This window comes from Mediterraneibacter sp. ICN-202921, assembly GCF_037890075.1.
GTDB lineage: Bacteria > Bacillota > Clostridia > Lachnospirales > Lachnospiraceae > Mediterraneibacter > Mediterraneibacter massiliensis.
Map to the genome: position 1 here is coordinate 82,176 of NZ_JBBKBE010000004.1, position 16,283 is coordinate 98,458.

The following is a 16,283-nucleotide window of genomic DNA, read 5'->3' on the forward strand; positions in this document are numbered from 1 at the left end:
ATCTTTCTTTTTTTATGCAGCTTATAGGAGGAGTAGGATTATGAAGTATCAAGTGCAGGAAAACTGCCTGACGATTTATCTGCCCAAGGAGGTAGATCACCACAATGCAGAGTCTATGAAAAAAGAAGCGGACAGAATTATAGAAAAGGATCATATTAAATATATCATTTTCGACTTTGCAGATACAGATTTTATGGATAGTTCGGGAATCGGCATCATCATGGGAAGATATAAAACGATCTGCCTGATCGGAGGAGAAATCTGGGCGGTGCATGCCAATAAAAGGATCCAGAAGATACTGACATTATCAGGGATGACAAAAATCATGCAGATATATGAGGAGGAAAAAATATGAAAAACACAAATGAAATGGAGATCATCTTTGACAGCCGTTCGTCAAATGAAGGGTTTGCCCGTGTGGCGGTGGCGTCTTTTATGACGCAGTTAAATCCTACCGTAGAGGAAGTCGCAGACGTAAAAACGGCTGTTTCAGAAGCTGTGACAAATGCAATCATCCATGGGTATGAGAATGAGATACATAAAATCTCTATCGTATGCAGGATAGAGGAAAAGCAGATTTGTATCACAGTGGAGGATAAAGGCAGGGGTATAGAAAACGTGGAAGAGGCTATGCAGCCTATGTATACGACAAAGTCGGAAGCCGAACGTTCCGGCATGGGATTTGCTTTTATGGAGGCTTTTATGGACAGTGTAGAAGTGGCTTCAGAAGTCGGGAAAGGAACAAGGGTGAAAATGAAAAAAACAATTGGAAAAGGAAGGGAGTCATGGATCACACAATCGCTCTGATCAAAAAATCTCACGATGGGGATAAGAACGCGAGAGAAAGGCTGGTAGAGGAAAATATCGGACTGGTCTGGTGTGTGGTGAAACGATTTTATGGCAGAGGTACGGAGACAGAAGATCTGTTTCAGATAGGCAGTATCGGACTTTTAAAGGCTATCGACAAGTTCGATCTGTCTTACGATGTAAAATTTTCTACCTATGCCGTGCCTATGATCTCGGGAGAAATTAAAAGATTCCTGAGAGATGATGGAATGATCAAAGTAAGCCGTTCTCTAAAGGAACTGTCCTATAAAAGCTTTCAGGTGAGAGAAGAATTGACAGTTCAGCTTGGAAGAGAGCCTACTTTGGAAGAACTTGCGGATAAAATGCAGGTGGAAAAAGAAGAGATCGTGCAGGCGATGGAAGCAGGCTGTGAGGTGGAATCCCTTTACCGAACGGTCTATCAGAAAGAAGGAAGTGAAATACGGCTTTTGGACAAGCTGGAAGAAAAGGAACAGAAAGAGGAAAAAATACTAGATACCATGCTTTTAAAACAGCTGCTAGAAACGCTTGAAAGTCAAGAGAGACAACTGATCTATCTGCGGTATTTCGCAGATAAGACCCAGGCGGAGGTTGGGAAAATATTGGGGATCTCACAAGTACAGGTGTCCAGAATGGAGAAAAAGATCATGGAGCATTTGCGAAGATCGAGCAGACAGTAAAATAGAAAATATGTATGAAGAGAAACAAAAAATATATCCTGTACCACAAAAATGCGCTGCGAGGATGTATAATCCGGGACAGATATCAGATACTACCTGTAGATCCTGTATCAGATACAGGACGGGGAAAAGGAAAGGATAGGTGGCGAAATGGGACAGGGAAACAAAAAGGTGTGGTTATGTCTGCTTGCTGTTGTATTGACAGCGGTCGTGGTGGGAGCAGTCTATTATTATAACAGTGCAGAACGAAAGAACAGCAGTGAAGGAGTTCTGATCCGGGAGACGGAGGTGTGGGAGTATGTCGTCTGATCAGATTCTCTATATCAAAGGAGATAGAAATGTAGAGGTGAGCAAACAGGACGTCACATTAGGGGATATCCTTTCTTTTGAATGCAGCAACAAAACGTGGCTTCCAAAAGTGAAAGCTTTGCGGATTTTGAAGATCCGCAAACAGGGCAGACAGCGGTTTGTTATTTCTATATTAAAGATCATTGCCTGTATCCATGAAGCATATCCCGGACTGGAGATACAAAATTTAGGTGAGCAGGATATTATTGTGACCTATGAGGAGCAGAAAACACCGGCTTTTTTTTGGCATATCGCAAAGACAGCCATGGTAGTACTCATTACATTTAGCGGCGCCGCATTTTCCATCATGGCGTTTAATAATGATGTGAATGTATCAAAATTGTTTGGGCAGATCTACGAGCTGGCAACCGGAAAAACCACAGATGGATTTACGATTCTGGAAGTGTCATATTCCGTCGGGATCACGATAGGGATCCTAATCTTTTTCAACCACATTGGCAGAAAACGTTTTATGGTAGATCCGACGCCGATGGAAATACAGATGCGTCTTTATGAAAATGACATACAGACGACCTTGATAGAAGATGCGTCCAGAAAGGAGGAAGAATTGGATGTGGGGCAGTCAGATCCTTTTGGCGGTCATCGGTCTTAGCGCAGGTATCGTGGTAGCCGGAGGGCTTTTTTCTTTTATCATAGAATTGGGAGTCGTCGCGGATTTTGCAGATCGTACGCACACGGCGGATAAAATACTTCTGTATGAGGACAGTGTTGCTTTTGGCGGGATACTTGGGAATCTGTTTTTGATTTTTCAGATAGAAATCCCGTATATGAAATGGCTGCTTCCGGTATTCGGGCTTATGGCCGGAATTTTTGTGGGATGTTGGGCGATGGCGCTGGCGGAAATATTGAATGTATTTCCGGTCTTTATACGGCGGGTGAAGATCGTAAGATACATCCCATTATTTATAGCAGGTATGGCGATTGGCAAAGGTCTGGGAGCTTGTCTGTTCTTTTCCATGAGATGGTAGATATTTTCCTTATATTGTGCAGATACCTACAGATCCGATGCTTTCTAGCTCTGTGCGGAAAAGAAGAAAGGGAAAGAACTGTTACAGTGAACTTGGACTATTGACTTCTGGAATATTTGGGTGTACAATTTTAGGCGTAAACATAAGGCTATCCACAATGCAGTACAACATTCGGATAGCTGTTTTTTTCTGTGGGAAGCCCTATGGAAAAGATTTATAAAGGAGGAAAAGAGCATATGAAAAAGAAAGTATTAAGTGCAGTACTTAGTGCAGTCATGGTTATCGGCATGGTAGCAGGCTGCGGAGCACCGGCAGCAGAGTCAGGCGGTTCTGATGATGCTAAAAAAACAGAGAAATCAGAAGGGATCGCAAAGGAAGATATTAAAGTAGGATTTGTGCATATTTCTGATCCAAGTGATATGGGATATACGTATAATCACGATCTTGGTACACAGGAAATGCAGAAGGAATTAGGTCTTTCAGATGAGCAGATCGTAAATAAATACAATGTACCGGAAGGCGCAGAATGTGATACAGCTCTGCGCGAATTGGTTGACGCAGGATGCAACATTATTTTCGCAACAAGCTTTGGGTATGAGGATTATGTGAAAGAAGTCGCAGCAGAATATCCAGATATAGAGTTCTGCCACGCAACAGGCCTTCAGGCAAAAGAAGCAGGACTGGACAATTTCCACAATTATTTTGCGTCTATTTATGAAGGACGTTATCTGGCAGGAATCGCAGCAGGCATGAAGACAGAAAGCAATAAACTTGGCTATGTTGCTGCTTTCCCGTTTGCAGAGGTGATCAGCGGATATACAGCGTTCTATCTTGGAGCAAAAAGTGTAAATCCGGATGTGACAATGGATATCATGTATACGAACTCATGGAATGACCCAACTGTAGAATCTCAGGTGGCAAAAGCGTTGATCGAGCGCGGATGTGACGTTGTCTCACAGCATTCTGACTCTACGGCTCCGGCTACAACGGCAGAGGAAAACGGCGTATGGCAGGTTGGATATAACAATGATATGATCGAGGCAGCTCCGGATGCTTCTTTGATCTCTCCACGTATTGACTGGGGTATCTATGTAACAGAAGCAGTACAGGCAGTGATCGATGGAAAAGAAATTCCGTTAGACTGGTGTAAAGGATATAAAGACGGCGCTGTTTATCTTTCTCCGTTAAATGAGAAGATCGCGGCAGAAGGCACGCAGGAAGCAATCGATAAAGCGGCTGCTGCTATTGAATCAGGCGAACTTCATGTATTTGCAGGTCCACTTAAAGGTGTGACTCCGGATGGCGAAGAATATGAAGTAAAAGAAGGCGAATATTATCATGAGCAGGAAGAACAGTCCGCACCATCTTGGCTGTATATCATTGACGGATGTAATGTGGTGGAATAGTCTGCGCACATGCTAACGATTTAGGTAGGAAGGGTGCCGGTTTTTCGGCACCTTTCCATTTGTATATGGAGGCTGAACACCGGTATACATAAGAGAATCTAAAGGAGGGTGAAGAATTGGGTGAGACGATAGAATATGCTGTAAAAATGCATGGCGTTACAAAGACATTCGGAAAAGTGATCGCCAATAAGGATGTAAATCTGGAGCTAAAAAAAGGAGAGATCCTGGCGCTCCTAGGAGAAAATGGAAGCGGCAAGACGACTTTGATGAATATGCTTTCAGGAATTTACTTCCCTGACCATGGAGAGATCCATGTAAATGGAAAGGCAGTTATGATCCGTTCGCCCAGAGATGCATTTTCTCTTGGAATTGGAATGATCCATCAGCACTTTAAACTGGTAGATGTCCTGACAGCGGCAGAGAATATTGTCCTGGGACTGGAAGGAAAAGCCGTGGTAAACAGGAAAGAAGTGAATCAAAAAGTAGCGCAGCTTGCGGATCGTTACGGATTTGAAATGGAACCGGCGAAAAAAGTCTACAATATGTCTGTGTCTGAGAAACAAACAGTAGAAATACTAAAAGTCCTGTACAGAGGGGCAGATATCCTTATCTTAGACGAGCCCACGGCTGTTTTGACGCCGCAGGAGACGGATAAGCTGTTTGCAGTGCTGAAAAATATGAAAGAAGATGGAAAATCTATCATCATTATAACGCATAAGCTGCAGGAAGTGCTGGCAATCTCGGATCGTGTCGCTATCTTGCGAAAAGGAGAATATATCGGAGTGGTGGATACGGCAGAGACGGATCAGGCACAGCTTACAGAAATGATGGTGGGGCGTCCGATCAGTCTGGAGATTGAGCGGGCACGGACAGAACGAGGACCGGAGCGGCTCCAGGTGATCGATCTGACTTGTCTGAACGGAGATGGCGTAAAAGCGCTGGATAATGTCTCTTTTAATGCATATGGAGGAGAAATCCTGGGAGTGGCAGGTATTGCGGGAAGCGGACAGAAAGAACTATGTGAGGTGATCGCAGGACTGTATCCTTCAATAGGTGGTTCCGTTCTCTACAACGGCAGCAATGATGACGGAGAAGTTAAAGAGAGGATACTCGGGCTGAAACCGGATGAGATCGTGAAAAAAGGGATTTCTATGGCGTTTGTGCCGGAGGACAGGCTGGGAATGGGTCTGGTCGCCAACATGGATATGACGGATAATTGTCTGCTGCGTAGTTATAAGAGTAAAAAAGGGATGTTCGTAGACCGAAAAGCACCGCGTGAGCTGGCAAAGAAACTGATCGGAGATCTGGAGATCGTTACGCCGGGGGTGGAAACTCCTGTGGGACGACTGTCAGGGGGAAATGTGCAGAAGGTGCTCCTGGGAAGAGAAATTGCATGTAATCCATCCGTGCTGATCGTGGCATATCCTGTGCGGGGACTGGATATCAACTCCTCCTATCGTATTTACGATCTGTTGAATGAACAAAAGAAAAAGGGTGTGGCAGTCATCTTTATAGGCGAAGATCTGGATGTACTGATGCAGCTTTCTGACCGGATCATGGTCATGTGCGGCGGAAAAGTCAGTGGGATCGTCGATCCTCGTGAAGTTACGAAAGAAGAGATAGGGCTTATGATGATACATACAGAAACAGCAAAAGAAAAGGAGGTGGGCGCATGAGTGCAGGCACAGGACAAAGAAAAGAACCTCTTATCCGTATGGTGAAAAGAGATACACTGTCCCAGCAGAAGACCTGGGGGATTCGTGGAATTGCTTTTATTCTTTCCCTTGTGACAGGAGGACTTTTGATATTGGCTCTGGGACACAACCCGTTTTCCGTTTATGCTTCCATGGTAAAAGGAGCATGGGGTTCCCGTACTGTCATACATGAGACGATCAAGATTGCGGTACCACTTTTGATCACAGCTATTGGAATTTCTTTTGCTTTTAAGATGAAGTTCTGGAATATCGGAGGAGAAGGACAGATATTGGTAGGAGCGGTGGCTGCAGGGGCGTTTGGATTGTTTACGGCCCATATCTTTCCGAAACTGCCTTTAGTGCTTCTTATGATGCTGGCGGCGATCGCGGCAGGAGGTATTTACGGCTTGCTTCCGGCTGTCTGTAAGGCGAAATGGGGGACAAATGAGACACTCTTTACCTTGATGCTGAACTACATAGCACTTGCTTTTGTTAAATACCTGATGAATGGCTCATGGAAAGCAGAAGGGAGTAGTTATCCGAAGATCGGTATGCTCGTTCCGGGGGCAAGGCTGACAAAAGTATTCGGGGTCCATTGGGGTTGGATCCTTGCCTTACTCCTGGTTGCTGCGGCATATGTTTATTTCAATAAGACAAAACAGGGATATGAGATCGCTGTTGTCGGAGAAAGTAATAATACAGCACGGTATGCAGGGATTAATGTAAGCAAAGTATTTATCCGCACGATGTTTCTTTCCGGTGCGCTGTGTGGTCTGGTGGGTATGCTGCAGTTTGCAGGCGCCGATTATACGATCACTGAGAGTACTGCCGGAGGCGTAGGGTTTACTGCCATTACAGTTGCCTGGCTGGCAAAAATGAATCCATTTGGTATGCTTGTCGTATCTGTATTCATTGCAATGCTTGAAAGAGGAGCGAATACCATACAGACGAACTTCAAAATTCCGGCGTCAGCGTCTGACCTGCTGATCGGTATTATTTTGTTTTTCATGCTGGGATGTGAGTTTTTCATTTCTTATAGATTGATCCGCAGAGGAAAGGAGGAAACACATGCTTAGTACATTGAATAGTTTATTTATCGCTGCGGTGCTTGCAGGTACTCCACTTCTTTTAGGCGCTTTGGGAGAGATACTGACAGAAAAGGCAGGGAATTTGAATCTTGGCGTAGAAGGCATGATGTTCATGGGAGCAATCACCGGACTTGCCGGTTCCTATTACTACGAACAGGGTGTGGCGAAAGCAGGGGGAGATCCAAACGGCGTCCTATCTGCGCTGATCGCGCTGTTTGTTTCTTTTCTTGCAGGGGCGCTTGGAGCGTCTGTTTATGCATTCCTTACGATTTCTCTGCGGGCGAATCAGAACGTGACCGGTCTGACGCTTACGATCTTTGGTACGGGATTCGGGAATTTCTTTGGTGAATATATCGGACAGAAAGCCGGCGGCTATGTGGCTGTATCAGAGGTGACGAAGAACGCGTTTTCCAGACTGCATATTCCGGTGTTATCAGATATACCGGTTCTTGGAAAATTATTCTTTCAGTATAACTGGGTCGTATATTTTGCTATAATAGTTGCAATTATCTTGGGATGGCTTTTCAACAAATCTAGGATAGGATTGAATTTAAGAGCAGTGGGAGAAGACCCGGCGACTGCAGATGCGGCAGGGATCTCTATTACAAAATATAAATATATCGCTACGATCGTAGGCGGCGGGATCTGCGGGATCGGCGGTATGTATATGAGCATGGTCACGACATCCGGCGTATGGGTACATGGGTGTGTAAGCGGCTATGGCTGGCTTGCTGTTGCTTTGGTTATCTTTGCGACATGGAGTCCGGCAAGAGGAATTCTTGTTGCTCTCATTTTCGGCGGCCTAACGATCATGCGTATGTACGTGAACATTCCGGGACTGCCTGCGCAGATCTATGATATGCTGCCTTATGTAGCGACGATCGTCGTTTTGATCGTTACAAGCATGAGACAAAGCAAAGAACACGCACAGCCAAAAAGCTGCGGGAATAACTACTTTAGAGAAGAAAGATAAGAGGAATATAAATTTAACTGACAAAAGAAATATGAAGTCAAATGGCAAAAGGGCGCATGAAATGTGTATTTTGCATCGCTCGTCAGGGCTTTGCCGAAATTCCTCGCTCACGCAAAACATACATTTCATGCATGCACTTTCGCCGCTTAAGTTCATGTTTCTGTTTAAAAAATTGACTTCACGCTGCTGCGCATTTCCGCCAGAAGGCAAAAAACACTTCTGTTTGGAAGTCTGTAGCAACGTGAGGTCGTCTTTTTTTCTGAAATTTAATTGAGGAATCTGCCTTCTGATAGTAGAGTGAAACTTCTGATTGGAAGAGACAGCGAAGAAACACTATGTCAGATAAGCAGGGCATTGACAGGAGCGTTCCGAATACAGTTCGCCTGGTTCTTAGCGCAGTACATCTGCGTGTTCCAATGGACACGTCGATGTTCTGTGCTTAGAACCACTCGAACGGATGAGGTAAAGCGGGTCCTGTCCTGTGTTCTGACATAGTGTTTCTTTGCGTACCTTCTATATAAATTTTACCTTTTCTCTATAAGGCAGTTCGTCAATTAAATTTATATTTATTTTATTGTAGTTTATCTTCTGTTGTGTTAAGGTAAAACTATCTTTTTAGATGCGCATCTATAAGAAAGAGTCTTGTGTTTTTCCAAAAGCACAGTCTGATGATCTGCTCTGTACAGATCATTCTGTTTTATCCGGTTGCCGGATCGTCGATATATCCGGATCTTTATCCGGGATATTCACAAACATTTACCCAAAGAAACAAAATCACATATTTGTGCCGGGAAAATTTTATGTCACAGGCAATTTAGGGAAAAGTGTTGTAAACCGGCAGGCTTTTCCCTATAATGAAAGGAGAAAAGTACAGATGAAACTAAAACAAAAGCCATTGAAGGATTTGAACCTGCTGGATCGTTTTTTATTCGCGCAGGCGGCGGACGACCCGGATACCATGCGGGATATACTGGAGATCATCTTAGGGAGAGAGGTTGTATTAAAACTGCTGCCCCAGACGGAAAAGGAACAGCGCTCCCATCCTTTAAACCGCTATGTGCGGCTGGATGTATGGGCCATGGATGAAGAGGACACGGTATATAATACAGAAGTCCAAAAAGAGAACACGGGAAATCTTCCGAAACGGAGCCGCTTCTATCAGGCGCTGATCGACTCGAATCTGTTGGCTCCGGGGGAGGTGGGCTTTCAGAAGTTAAATCCCGTGTATATCATCCTGATCTGTCCCTTTGACCTGTTCGGATACGGATTGTACCGCTATACCTTCCGTATGCAGTGCGAGGAAGTACCGGAACTTTCGTTAAAAGACGACGCTGTTCGTATCTTCCTCAATACCCATGGAACGAATACCGAAGGGGTGTCGGAAGAACTGGTGGAACTCCTCAAATATATGGAGCACACCACAGAAGAAGTGAGCAGAACCTGCGCCAGCGAGCGAATCCATAATATCCAGAAGCGCATCCGGGCAATCAAATCCAGTGAAAAGATCGGAGTGAAGTATATGCAGGCATGGGAAGAAAAGATCATGGAACAGAATAAGGCACGCGAGGAAGGAATACGCGAAGGCCATGCTTCCGGATTGAAAGAGGGGATGGCGCGGGGAGAACTGAAAACACTTCAGGAATTAATAGAAAAGAAAGGCCAAAAAGGATATTCCGTTGAAGAGATAGCAGAGATGTTGGAAACAGATATAGAAACTGTACAGAAATTACAGAAAAATAAAATATAAATTTAATTGACGAACTGCCTTATAGAGAAAAGGTAAAATTTATATAGAAGGTACGCAAAGAAACACTATGTCAGAACACAGGACAGGACCCGCTTTACCTCATCCGTTCGAGTGATTCTAAGCACAGAACATCGACGTGTCCATTGGAACACGCAGATGTACTGCGCTAAGAACCAGGCGAACTGTATTCGGAACGCTCCTGTCAATGCCCTGCTTATCTGACATAGTGTTTCTTCGCTGTCTCTTCCAATCAGAAGTTTCACTCTACTATCAGAAGGCAGATTCCTCAATTAAATTTCAGAAAAAAAGACGACCTCACGTTGCTACAGACTTCCAAACAGAAGTGTTTTTTGCCTTCTGGCGGAAATGCGCAGCAGCGTGAAGTCAATTTTTTTAAACAGAAACATGAACTTAAGCGGCGAAAGTGCATGCATGAAATGTATGTTTTGCGTGAGCGAGGAATTTCGGCAAAGCCCTGACGAGCGATGCAAAATACACATTTCATGCGCCCTTTTGCCATTTGACTTCATATTTCTTTTGTCAATTAAATTTATATATAATCATGCAACAAAACCATTTATATTTTACTCTAATATACAGAAAGGAAGGAGGCGGCGCATGAAGAAGGAGGACGAGAAGCGGGAATTAGCATTGATACGGAAGGCTAAAAGAGGCGATGTGAAGGCATTTTCAGTACTATATGCACAGATTTATACGGAATTATATAAATTCGCCTTGTATACACTGAGACATCCGCAGGATGCGGAAGATGCAGTGAGCGAGGCGATCACGGCGGCGTATGAAAATATAACGAAATTAAAGTCTGAAACAGCATTTCGAAGCTGGATATTTACGATACTGGCCAATCAGTGCAGAAAAAAATTCCGTGGACGGGAAAAAGGAGATGAACTGACCGAAGAGCTGGCACAGCCGGAGGCGGATCATGCACAAAGTCTGGATGTACGGGCGGCATTCGGTACATTGAGCGAAGAGGAAAGGATGATCGTGTCGTTTTCTGTCTTTGGCGGATATAAAAGCGGGGAGATCGGTGAGATGCTGCAGCTTGGGGCGGCGACAGTGCGCTCAAAAAAGAACCGCGCATTAGAAAAAATGAGATGTGTGTTGGAGTAGAAAGGGGAGCGGAAATGGGATTGGATGAAAAAATGGATGAAAACAAGGACGCCCGAACAGAAGAACAGCGTATGACGGAGAAGATCACAGAAGATGCCAATAAGATAGAGATCCCAGAATCTTTGCAGCCGGATGCGGTGGAGAAGATGTTGGAACAAAACAAGATAGGAAAGCAGCGCAGAAAGAAGAGACAACTAAGGATATTATATACAGCGGCAGCAGCCTGCATCTGTTTTGTGGCTGGGATAACTGCCGTACAGAGCGGCTGGCTGATAGAGGCGCCGGGAAAAGAAAGTAAGACAGACAGAGGAAATCTACAGGCAGAATCTTCAGAAAAGAGCGTGCCGAATAAAATCGCATCTGCAAACGGATATGATGACATTTATGATTATCTGAAGGCGGAGGTAAAAGCGCAGGAAGCACAGGCAAAACAGTATGCAAAAGATCTGGCAAAAAATATGGATGAAAGCGCGGCGGCAGAGAGTGCGGCAGACGCAGGACCACAGTCGTATGGCACAGGGGAGACAGAATCTGTTTCCAACGGATATGCAGACACAAATGTACGAGAGACGGGAGTGGGAGAAGGAGATGTCGTAAAGACAGACGGGAAGAACCTTTATATACAGAACGGACAGAATATACAGATTGTGAGTATCGCAGGCAAAGAGATGGAACAACTTGCTTCCATACAGCTGGAAGAGGAAAAGCAGATCTATGAATTGTATATAGAGGGCGACTCTCTGTTGGTGGCATATACAGAAACTGTATATGAAGAAGCGGCGGAAGAAGCCTCAGCCAGCGACACAGGGGAAGTCAGCAAGGATGTGGCATATCTTGGAGAGGTGTATAACTATACAGGAATCGCAGTCTACAATGTCGCTGAACCATCCAGGCCGGAGCTTGTAGATACTTTTACACAGAGCGGCGTATTCTATACTATGCGGGTGAAAGGCGGTTACGTGTATCTGCTGAGTCATTTTTATGCGGACCTGCCGGAAGACAGAAATGCGATAGAAAGTTATATTCCTGAAGTACAGGGAAAGAGTCTGGAAAGCAGCAGGATCTTTCTTCCACAATATCAACGAGGAAGCCAGTATACAGTGATCTCCTCCTTTGCCATTGCAGAGCCTTCAAAGAAGACAGACAGCGCAGCGGTATTTGGCAATGCAGGACTGTACTATGTGAGCGGCGAGAATATCTATATATGTGAAGACGATTACAGCGGCGAGGAAACGGAAGTGGCCCAGACTTGTATCCGTAAGATCGGATATAAAGACGGTGTGCTGGAAGCAAAAGGACAGACAAAGATAGACGGTATACTGCACGACTCTTTTAGCATTGATGAATATAAAGGGAACTTACGACTGGTAACGACGGTAAGCCAGGCAGGTAACCAGGCAGTTCCGCTGTTAAAGAGCGGCGTGGCAGAGGAGCCGGGAACGGAGATAGAAGACAGCAATTCCCTCTACGTGCTTAATGCGGATCTGGAGATAACAGGAGAGATCCATGATCTGGCAGAGGGTGAACAGATTTATTCCGCGAGATTTATAGGAGACGCAGGGTATTTTGTAACATACCGACAGACAGATCCTCTCTTTTCGGTAGATCTGTCAGACGCGGCAGAACCCAAGATCATCGGAGCGCTGAAGATACCGGGTTTTTCAGAATATCTGCATCCTTTTGGAGAAGGGAAGCTTTTAGGGATCGGCATGGACGTAGATGAGACAGGAACAGTGACAAATGGCGTAAAGGTTTCTATGTTTGATATTTCAGATCCTTCAGATGTAAAAGAAGCACAGAAATATATTCTGGAAGATACGTATTCTACAGACATAGCCTACGATTACAGAGCGGCGCTCATAAGTGAAGAGAGGAATTTGATCGGCTTTACCGCTTATGGGCAGACACAGATTTATTATGTCCTTTCGTATAACGATGAAAGTGGATTTACTGTGCGTTTTTCAAGGGAAATGATGAGTTACGCAGAAGTCAGGGGACTTTATGCCGGAGAGGTTTTTTATCTGGTGGCGGGAAACACAGTAGAATCGTACACAATGGATACATTTGATAAGATAGATGATATTGTGTTATAATTGGAACTGCAATTCGGGGCAGGTTCTCTGGATGGGAACCTGCTTTATTATGTGGAGGAATATCTATGATTTTTGATACACATGCACATTATGATGATGCGCAGTTTGACGATGACAGAGAGCATATTTTAGCTTCCATGGAGGCGGCAGGTATCGGCGGGATCGTCAATGCGAGTTCGGATACAGCATCCTGGGAGAAGATCGTTTCACTGACAGAGACATATTCTTTTCTCTATGGTGCGATAGGTGTCCATCCGGATGAAGTAGGGCAGTTAAATGAAGATAAATTTTCTTATATGGAAAAACTGCTGCAAAGAGACAAAATGGTCGCCGTCGGAGAAATCGGATTGGACTACTATTGGGATAAGGAGAGCCGTCAGCAGCAGAAATATTGGTTTATCCGTCAGCTTGAGCTTGCCAAAAGACTGCAAAAGCCGGTCATCATACACAGCCGTGAAGCGGCAGCAGATACGATGGAGATCATGAAAGCATATGGAGTGAATCTTGACGCAGTGATCCATTGCTACTCGTATTCCCCGGAAATGGCAAAGGAATATGTAAAAATGGGATACTATATTGGGGTTGGCGGCGTCGTCACTTTTAAAAATGCCAAAAAATTAAAACAAGTCGTACAGGAAATCCCACTTACGTCTATCGTACTCGAGACGGACTGTCCATATCTGGCTCCCGTACCGTATCGGGGTAAGAGAAATTCTTCCCTGTATCTTCCATATATCGCACAGGAGATTGCGGAATTAAAAGGGATCTTTGTGGAGGAAGTCATCGCACAGACTGAGAAAAACGCAAAACAACTGTACCGGTTATAAAAATTGTGGAAACGGCAGCAGGCACAGTGCTTTTGTATAACGTACGTAAAGGGAAGCGTTTGAATATACGGACAACAGAAAGGATCATAAAATATGAAAGAAAACAGAAAAGCTCCTACGCTGGGAGATCCGCAGAACACTATTGCGGTGCTTAAGAAATATAGTTTTGTATTCCAAAAAAAATATGGGCAGAACTTTTTGATAGATCCTCGTGTACTGGAAAAGATCATAGACTGTGCCGGTATCACAGAGGAAGATTTTGTCTTGGAGATCGGTCCGGGGATCGGGACAATGACGCAGTATCTGGCATGCACGGCGAAAAAAGTAGCGGCGATCGAGATAGACAAGGCGCTGATACCTATTTTGCAGGATACACTGTCCGGATATGAAAATGTAACGATTATCAATGATGATGTGCTGAAAGTAGATATTGCGGGGCTTGTGTCGAGAGAAAATGGAGGAAAGCCGATAAAAGTTGTTGCGAATCTTCCGTATTATATAACCACGCCGATCATCATGGGACTGTTTGAGAGTCAGGTGCCGCTGAAAAGTGTTACGGTCATGGTGCAGAAAGAGGTGGCGCAGAGGATGCAGGCCGGACCTGGCACAAAAGATTACGGAGCTCTTTCTTTGGCAGTACAGTATTATGCGAAGCCATATCTGGCGGCAAATGTTCCGCCGAATTGTTTTATGCCTCGTCCCAAGGTGGGCTCTGCGGTCATCCGTTTAGAAAGATACGAAGAGCCGCCTGTAAAGGTGAAAGATGTAGGGCTTTTGTTCCAGATCATCCGTGCTTCTTTTAATCAGAGAAGAAAGACCCTTGTTAATGGGCTGAAGAACTGTGCGCAGTTGTCTTTTGCAAAGGGAGAGGTAGAGCAGGCGCTTGCAAGGCTGCATATAGACTGCAATGTGAGAGGAGAGGCGCTGACGCTGGAACAATTTGCGGCGTTGGCAGATGAATTGGCGGACAGAGAAAATGGGAAAAAGTGAGTATATATTCGGTATAGTTCATAAATATTTAATAGACATTTGATTGTATAAAACGCTGATTTTTAGTATAATAAGCACATATGAAAATTAGAATGAGTAAGGAGGCAGGGCACATGACCAAAGATATTGACAGTATTTTTTTTGATATTACCCCCAAGATTGAAGAACTTGCCCTTAAATGTGAAAAGAACAATGAGATTGACAAAGAGCTATACACAAAATATGAGGTAAAACGTGGTTTGCGTGATCTGAACGGCAAAGGGGTGCTTGCAGGTCTGACGAATATTTCGGATGTATGTGCATCGAAAATCGTAAACGGAGAATCCGTTCCCTGTGAAGGAAATCTCTATTACAGAGGGTATAATATCAAGGATCTGGTAAAGGGATTTTTGGATGCGCAGCATCCCGGTTTTGAGGAGACGGCATATCTTTTGTTATTTGGCGATCTTCCCAATAAGGAGCAGCTGACAGAATTCCAGGAGATGATCGCGCAGAGAAGGACGCTGCCTCCGAATTTTGTGAGGGACGTCATCATGAAAGCGCCGAGCCGTGATATGATGAACAGTATCACAAGAAGTATCCTGCAATTATATTCTTATGACAAAAAAGCAGACGATACAAGCATTCCGAATGTCTTAAGACAGTGCCTTAACTTGATAAGCCAGTTCCCTATGCTTATGGTATATGGATATCATGCATATAATTATAAGAGAGGGGAAGATTTGTATATTTATGCACCTAAACCGGAACTTTCTACAGCAGAGAATATTTTGATGATGTTAAGAGAGAATAGAAGCTATACGAAGCTGGAGGCAAAGATACTGGATATGGCGCTTGTGCTTCATATGGATCATGGCGGCGGTAATAACTCTACGTTTACGACCCATGTGGTGACCTCATCGGGAACGGATACATATTCGACGATCGCTGCGGCAATGGCTTCTTTGAAAGGACCGAAACATGGCGGCGCGAATGTTAAAGTTACACAGATGTTTGAGGATATGAAGGCAACGCTGACGGATTGGTCTGACAAGGAGCAGATACGTCAGTACCTTACAGACCTTCTGGATAAAAAAGTATTTGACCATAAGGGACTTATCTATGGAATGGGGCATGCTGTCTATTCCATATCGGATCCGAGAGCAGATATCTTCAAAAAGTTTGTAAAACAGCTTGCTAAGGAAAAGGGACATGAAGAAGAATATGCGCTGTATGAAACTGTGGAACATATGGCGCCGGAGATCATAGGAGAAAAGCGCAGGATGTATAAAGGTGTAAATGCTAATGTGGACTTTTACAGCGGATTAGTATACCGCATGTTGGATCTGCCGCCGGCGCTTTATACACCGATCTTCGCAACGGCTCGTATTGTTGGTTGGAGTGCGCACAGATTAGAAGAACTGAAAAATGTAGATAAGATCATCCGTCCAGCTTATAAGCCGCTTGCACCGTACCGTGAGTACATAAATTTAGATGACAGGTAGTGAGTAAA

Annotated in this window: 16 protein-coding genes and 1 pseudogene; 16 read left to right on the forward strand and 1 reads right to left on the reverse strand. The window is 44.4% G+C overall.

The window, feature by feature from the left end; genetic code table 11:
- Nucleotides 1-40 precede the first annotated feature (40 nt).
- The 7 genes and pseudogenes from WKT01_RS05010 to WKT01_RS05040 form a co-directional block, all read left to right on the forward strand.
- Nucleotides 41-355 carry an STAS domain-containing protein gene (locus WKT01_RS05010; protein WP_059067264.1) on the forward strand — a complete coding sequence of 105 codons (315 nt, stop codon included), beginning with the start codon at nucleotides 41-43 and terminating at the stop codon, nucleotides 353-355.
- Nucleotides 352-807 carry an anti-sigma F factor gene (spoIIAB, locus tag WKT01_RS05015; protein WP_059067266.1) on the forward strand — a complete coding sequence of 152 codons (456 nt, stop codon included), beginning with the start codon at nucleotides 352-354 and terminating at the stop codon, nucleotides 805-807. Before WKT01_RS05010 ends, spoIIAB begins: the two co-directional genes overlap by 4 nt.
- Nucleotides 786-1,505, forward strand: a complete 720-nt coding sequence (gene sigF, locus WKT01_RS05020; RefSeq protein ID WP_059067268.1) for an RNA polymerase sporulation sigma factor SigF — start codon at nucleotides 786-788, stop codon at nucleotides 1,503-1,505. The genes spoIIAB and sigF overlap by 22 nt, the downstream gene beginning before the upstream one ends.
- A 150-nt stretch (nucleotides 1,506-1,655) precedes the next feature.
- Nucleotides 1,656-1,814 carry a hypothetical protein gene (locus WKT01_RS05025; protein WP_162858218.1) on the forward strand — a complete coding sequence of 53 codons (159 nt, stop codon included), beginning with the start codon at nucleotides 1,656-1,658 and terminating at the stop codon, nucleotides 1,812-1,814.
- The gene (locus tag WKT01_RS05030; protein ID WP_059067270.1) at nucleotides 1,804-2,466 is read left to right on the forward strand and encodes a stage V sporulation protein AA; all 663 of its coding nucleotides are present in this window, start codon (nucleotides 1,804-1,806) and stop codon (nucleotides 2,464-2,466) included. The genes WKT01_RS05025 and WKT01_RS05030 overlap by 11 nt, the downstream gene beginning before the upstream one ends.
- Complete coding sequence (locus WKT01_RS05035) at nucleotides 2,426-2,842, forward strand: stage V sporulation protein AB (RefSeq protein ID WP_059067271.1); 417 nt, start codon at nucleotides 2,426-2,428, stop codon at nucleotides 2,840-2,842. The genes WKT01_RS05030 and WKT01_RS05035 overlap by 41 nt, the downstream gene beginning before the upstream one ends.
- Nucleotides 2,843-3,129: 287 nt before the next feature.
- A pseudogene (locus WKT01_RS05040) lies at nucleotides 3,130-4,071 on the forward strand (BMP family ABC transporter substrate-binding protein); the annotation flags it as partial.
- 21 nt (nucleotides 4,072-4,092) lie between these two features.
- On the opposite strand, the gene WKT01_RS13735 reads toward WKT01_RS05040, so the two are convergent.
- Nucleotides 4,093-4,257 (reverse strand): cbb3-type cytochrome c oxidase N-terminal domain-containing protein, encoded by a 165-nt coding sequence (locus WKT01_RS13735; protein WP_416389129.1) that lies wholly within the window; start codon nucleotides 4,255-4,257, stop codon nucleotides 4,093-4,095.
- Nucleotides 4,258-4,394: 137 nt separating this feature from the next.
- On the opposite strand from WKT01_RS13735, the gene WKT01_RS05045 reads away from it, so the two are divergent.
- The 9 genes from WKT01_RS05045 (at nucleotide 4,395) to WKT01_RS05085 (ending at nucleotide 16,275) form a co-directional block, all read left to right on the forward strand.
- On the forward strand, nucleotides 4,395-5,924 hold the full coding sequence (locus WKT01_RS05045; protein WP_205408554.1) for an ABC transporter ATP-binding protein: 1,530 nt from the start codon (nucleotides 4,395-4,397) through the stop codon (nucleotides 5,922-5,924).
- On the forward strand, nucleotides 5,921-7,018 hold the full coding sequence (locus tag WKT01_RS05050) for an ABC transporter permease (protein ID WP_340311560.1): 1,098 nt from the start codon (nucleotides 5,921-5,923) through the stop codon (nucleotides 7,016-7,018). The genes WKT01_RS05045 and WKT01_RS05050 overlap by 4 nt, the downstream gene beginning before the upstream one ends.
- Nucleotides 7,011-8,003: an ABC transporter permease gene (locus WKT01_RS05055; protein WP_340311561.1), complete on the forward strand. Its 993-nt coding sequence runs from the start codon at nucleotides 7,011-7,013 to the stop codon at nucleotides 8,001-8,003. Before WKT01_RS05050 ends, WKT01_RS05055 begins: the two co-directional genes overlap by 8 nt.
- Nucleotides 8,004-8,877: 874 nt before the next feature.
- The gene (locus WKT01_RS05060; RefSeq protein WP_340311562.1) at nucleotides 8,878-9,750 is read left to right on the forward strand and encodes an Rpn family recombination-promoting nuclease/putative transposase; all 873 of its coding nucleotides are present in this window, start codon (nucleotides 8,878-8,880) and stop codon (nucleotides 9,748-9,750) included.
- 618 nt (nucleotides 9,751-10,368) lie between these two features.
- Nucleotides 10,369-10,881, forward strand: coding sequence for an RNA polymerase sigma factor (locus WKT01_RS05065; protein WP_340311563.1), 513 nt, complete (start codon nucleotides 10,369-10,371; stop codon nucleotides 10,879-10,881).
- Between the two features lie 14 nt (nucleotides 10,882-10,895).
- Complete coding sequence (locus tag WKT01_RS05070; protein ID WP_340311564.1) at nucleotides 10,896-12,974, forward strand: beta-propeller domain-containing protein; 2,079 nt, start codon at nucleotides 10,896-10,898, stop codon at nucleotides 12,972-12,974.
- Nucleotides 12,975-13,039: 65 nt separating this feature from the next.
- On the forward strand, nucleotides 13,040-13,801 hold the full coding sequence (locus WKT01_RS05075; RefSeq protein ID WP_340311565.1) for a TatD family hydrolase: 762 nt from the start codon (nucleotides 13,040-13,042) through the stop codon (nucleotides 13,799-13,801).
- Between the two features lie 93 nt (nucleotides 13,802-13,894).
- Nucleotides 13,895-14,791 (forward strand): 16S rRNA (adenine(1518)-N(6)/adenine(1519)-N(6))-dimethyltransferase RsmA, encoded by an 897-nt coding sequence (gene rsmA / locus WKT01_RS05080; protein ID WP_117975091.1) that lies wholly within the window; start codon nucleotides 13,895-13,897, stop codon nucleotides 14,789-14,791.
- 113 nt (nucleotides 14,792-14,904) lie between these two features.
- Entirely contained in the window at nucleotides 14,905-16,275 is a 1,371-nt protein-coding gene (locus tag WKT01_RS05085; RefSeq protein WP_117975092.1) for a citrate/2-methylcitrate synthase, read from the forward strand.
- Nucleotides 16,276-16,283: the final 8 nt, after the last annotated feature.

Coding starts and splice junctions, on each gene's coding strand:
- rsmA (WP_117975091.1), top strand. CDS start 13,895: ATGAAAGAAAACAGAAAAGCTCCTACGCTGGGAGATCCGCAGAACACT.
- WKT01_RS05085 (WP_117975092.1), top strand. CDS start 14,905: ATGACCAAAGATATTGACAGTATTTTTTTTGATATTACCCCCAAGATT.
- WKT01_RS05070 (WP_340311564.1), top strand. CDS start 10,896: ATGGGATTGGATGAAAAAATGGATGAAAACAAGGACGCCCGAACAGAA.
- spoIIAB (WP_059067266.1), top strand. CDS start 352: ATGAAAAACACAAATGAAATGGAGATCATCTTTGACAGCCGTTCGTCA.
- WKT01_RS05060 (WP_340311562.1), top strand. CDS start 8,878: ATGAAACTAAAACAAAAGCCATTGAAGGATTTGAACCTGCTGGATCGT.
- WKT01_RS05025 (WP_162858218.1), top strand. CDS start 1,656: ATGGGACAGGGAAACAAAAAGGTGTGGTTATGTCTGCTTGCTGTTGTA.
- WKT01_RS05065 (WP_340311563.1), top strand. CDS start 10,369: ATGAAGAAGGAGGACGAGAAGCGGGAATTAGCATTGATACGGAAGGCT.
- WKT01_RS05035 (WP_059067271.1), top strand. CDS start 2,426: ATGTGGGGCAGTCAGATCCTTTTGGCGGTCATCGGTCTTAGCGCAGGT.
- sigF (WP_059067268.1), top strand. CDS start 786: ATGGATCACACAATCGCTCTGATCAAAAAATCTCACGATGGGGATAAG.
- WKT01_RS05010 (WP_059067264.1), top strand. CDS start 41: ATGAAGTATCAAGTGCAGGAAAACTGCCTGACGATTTATCTGCCCAAG.
- WKT01_RS05050 (WP_340311560.1), top strand. CDS start 5,921: ATGAGTGCAGGCACAGGACAAAGAAAAGAACCTCTTATCCGTATGGTG.
- WKT01_RS05055 (WP_340311561.1), top strand. CDS start 7,011: ATGCTTAGTACATTGAATAGTTTATTTATCGCTGCGGTGCTTGCAGGT.
- WKT01_RS05030 (WP_059067270.1), top strand. CDS start 1,804: ATGTCGTCTGATCAGATTCTCTATATCAAAGGAGATAGAAATGTAGAG.
- WKT01_RS05075 (WP_340311565.1), top strand. CDS start 13,040: ATGATTTTTGATACACATGCACATTATGATGATGCGCAGTTTGACGAT.
- WKT01_RS05045 (WP_205408554.1), top strand. CDS start 4,395: ATGCATGGCGTTACAAAGACATTCGGAAAAGTGATCGCCAATAAGGAT.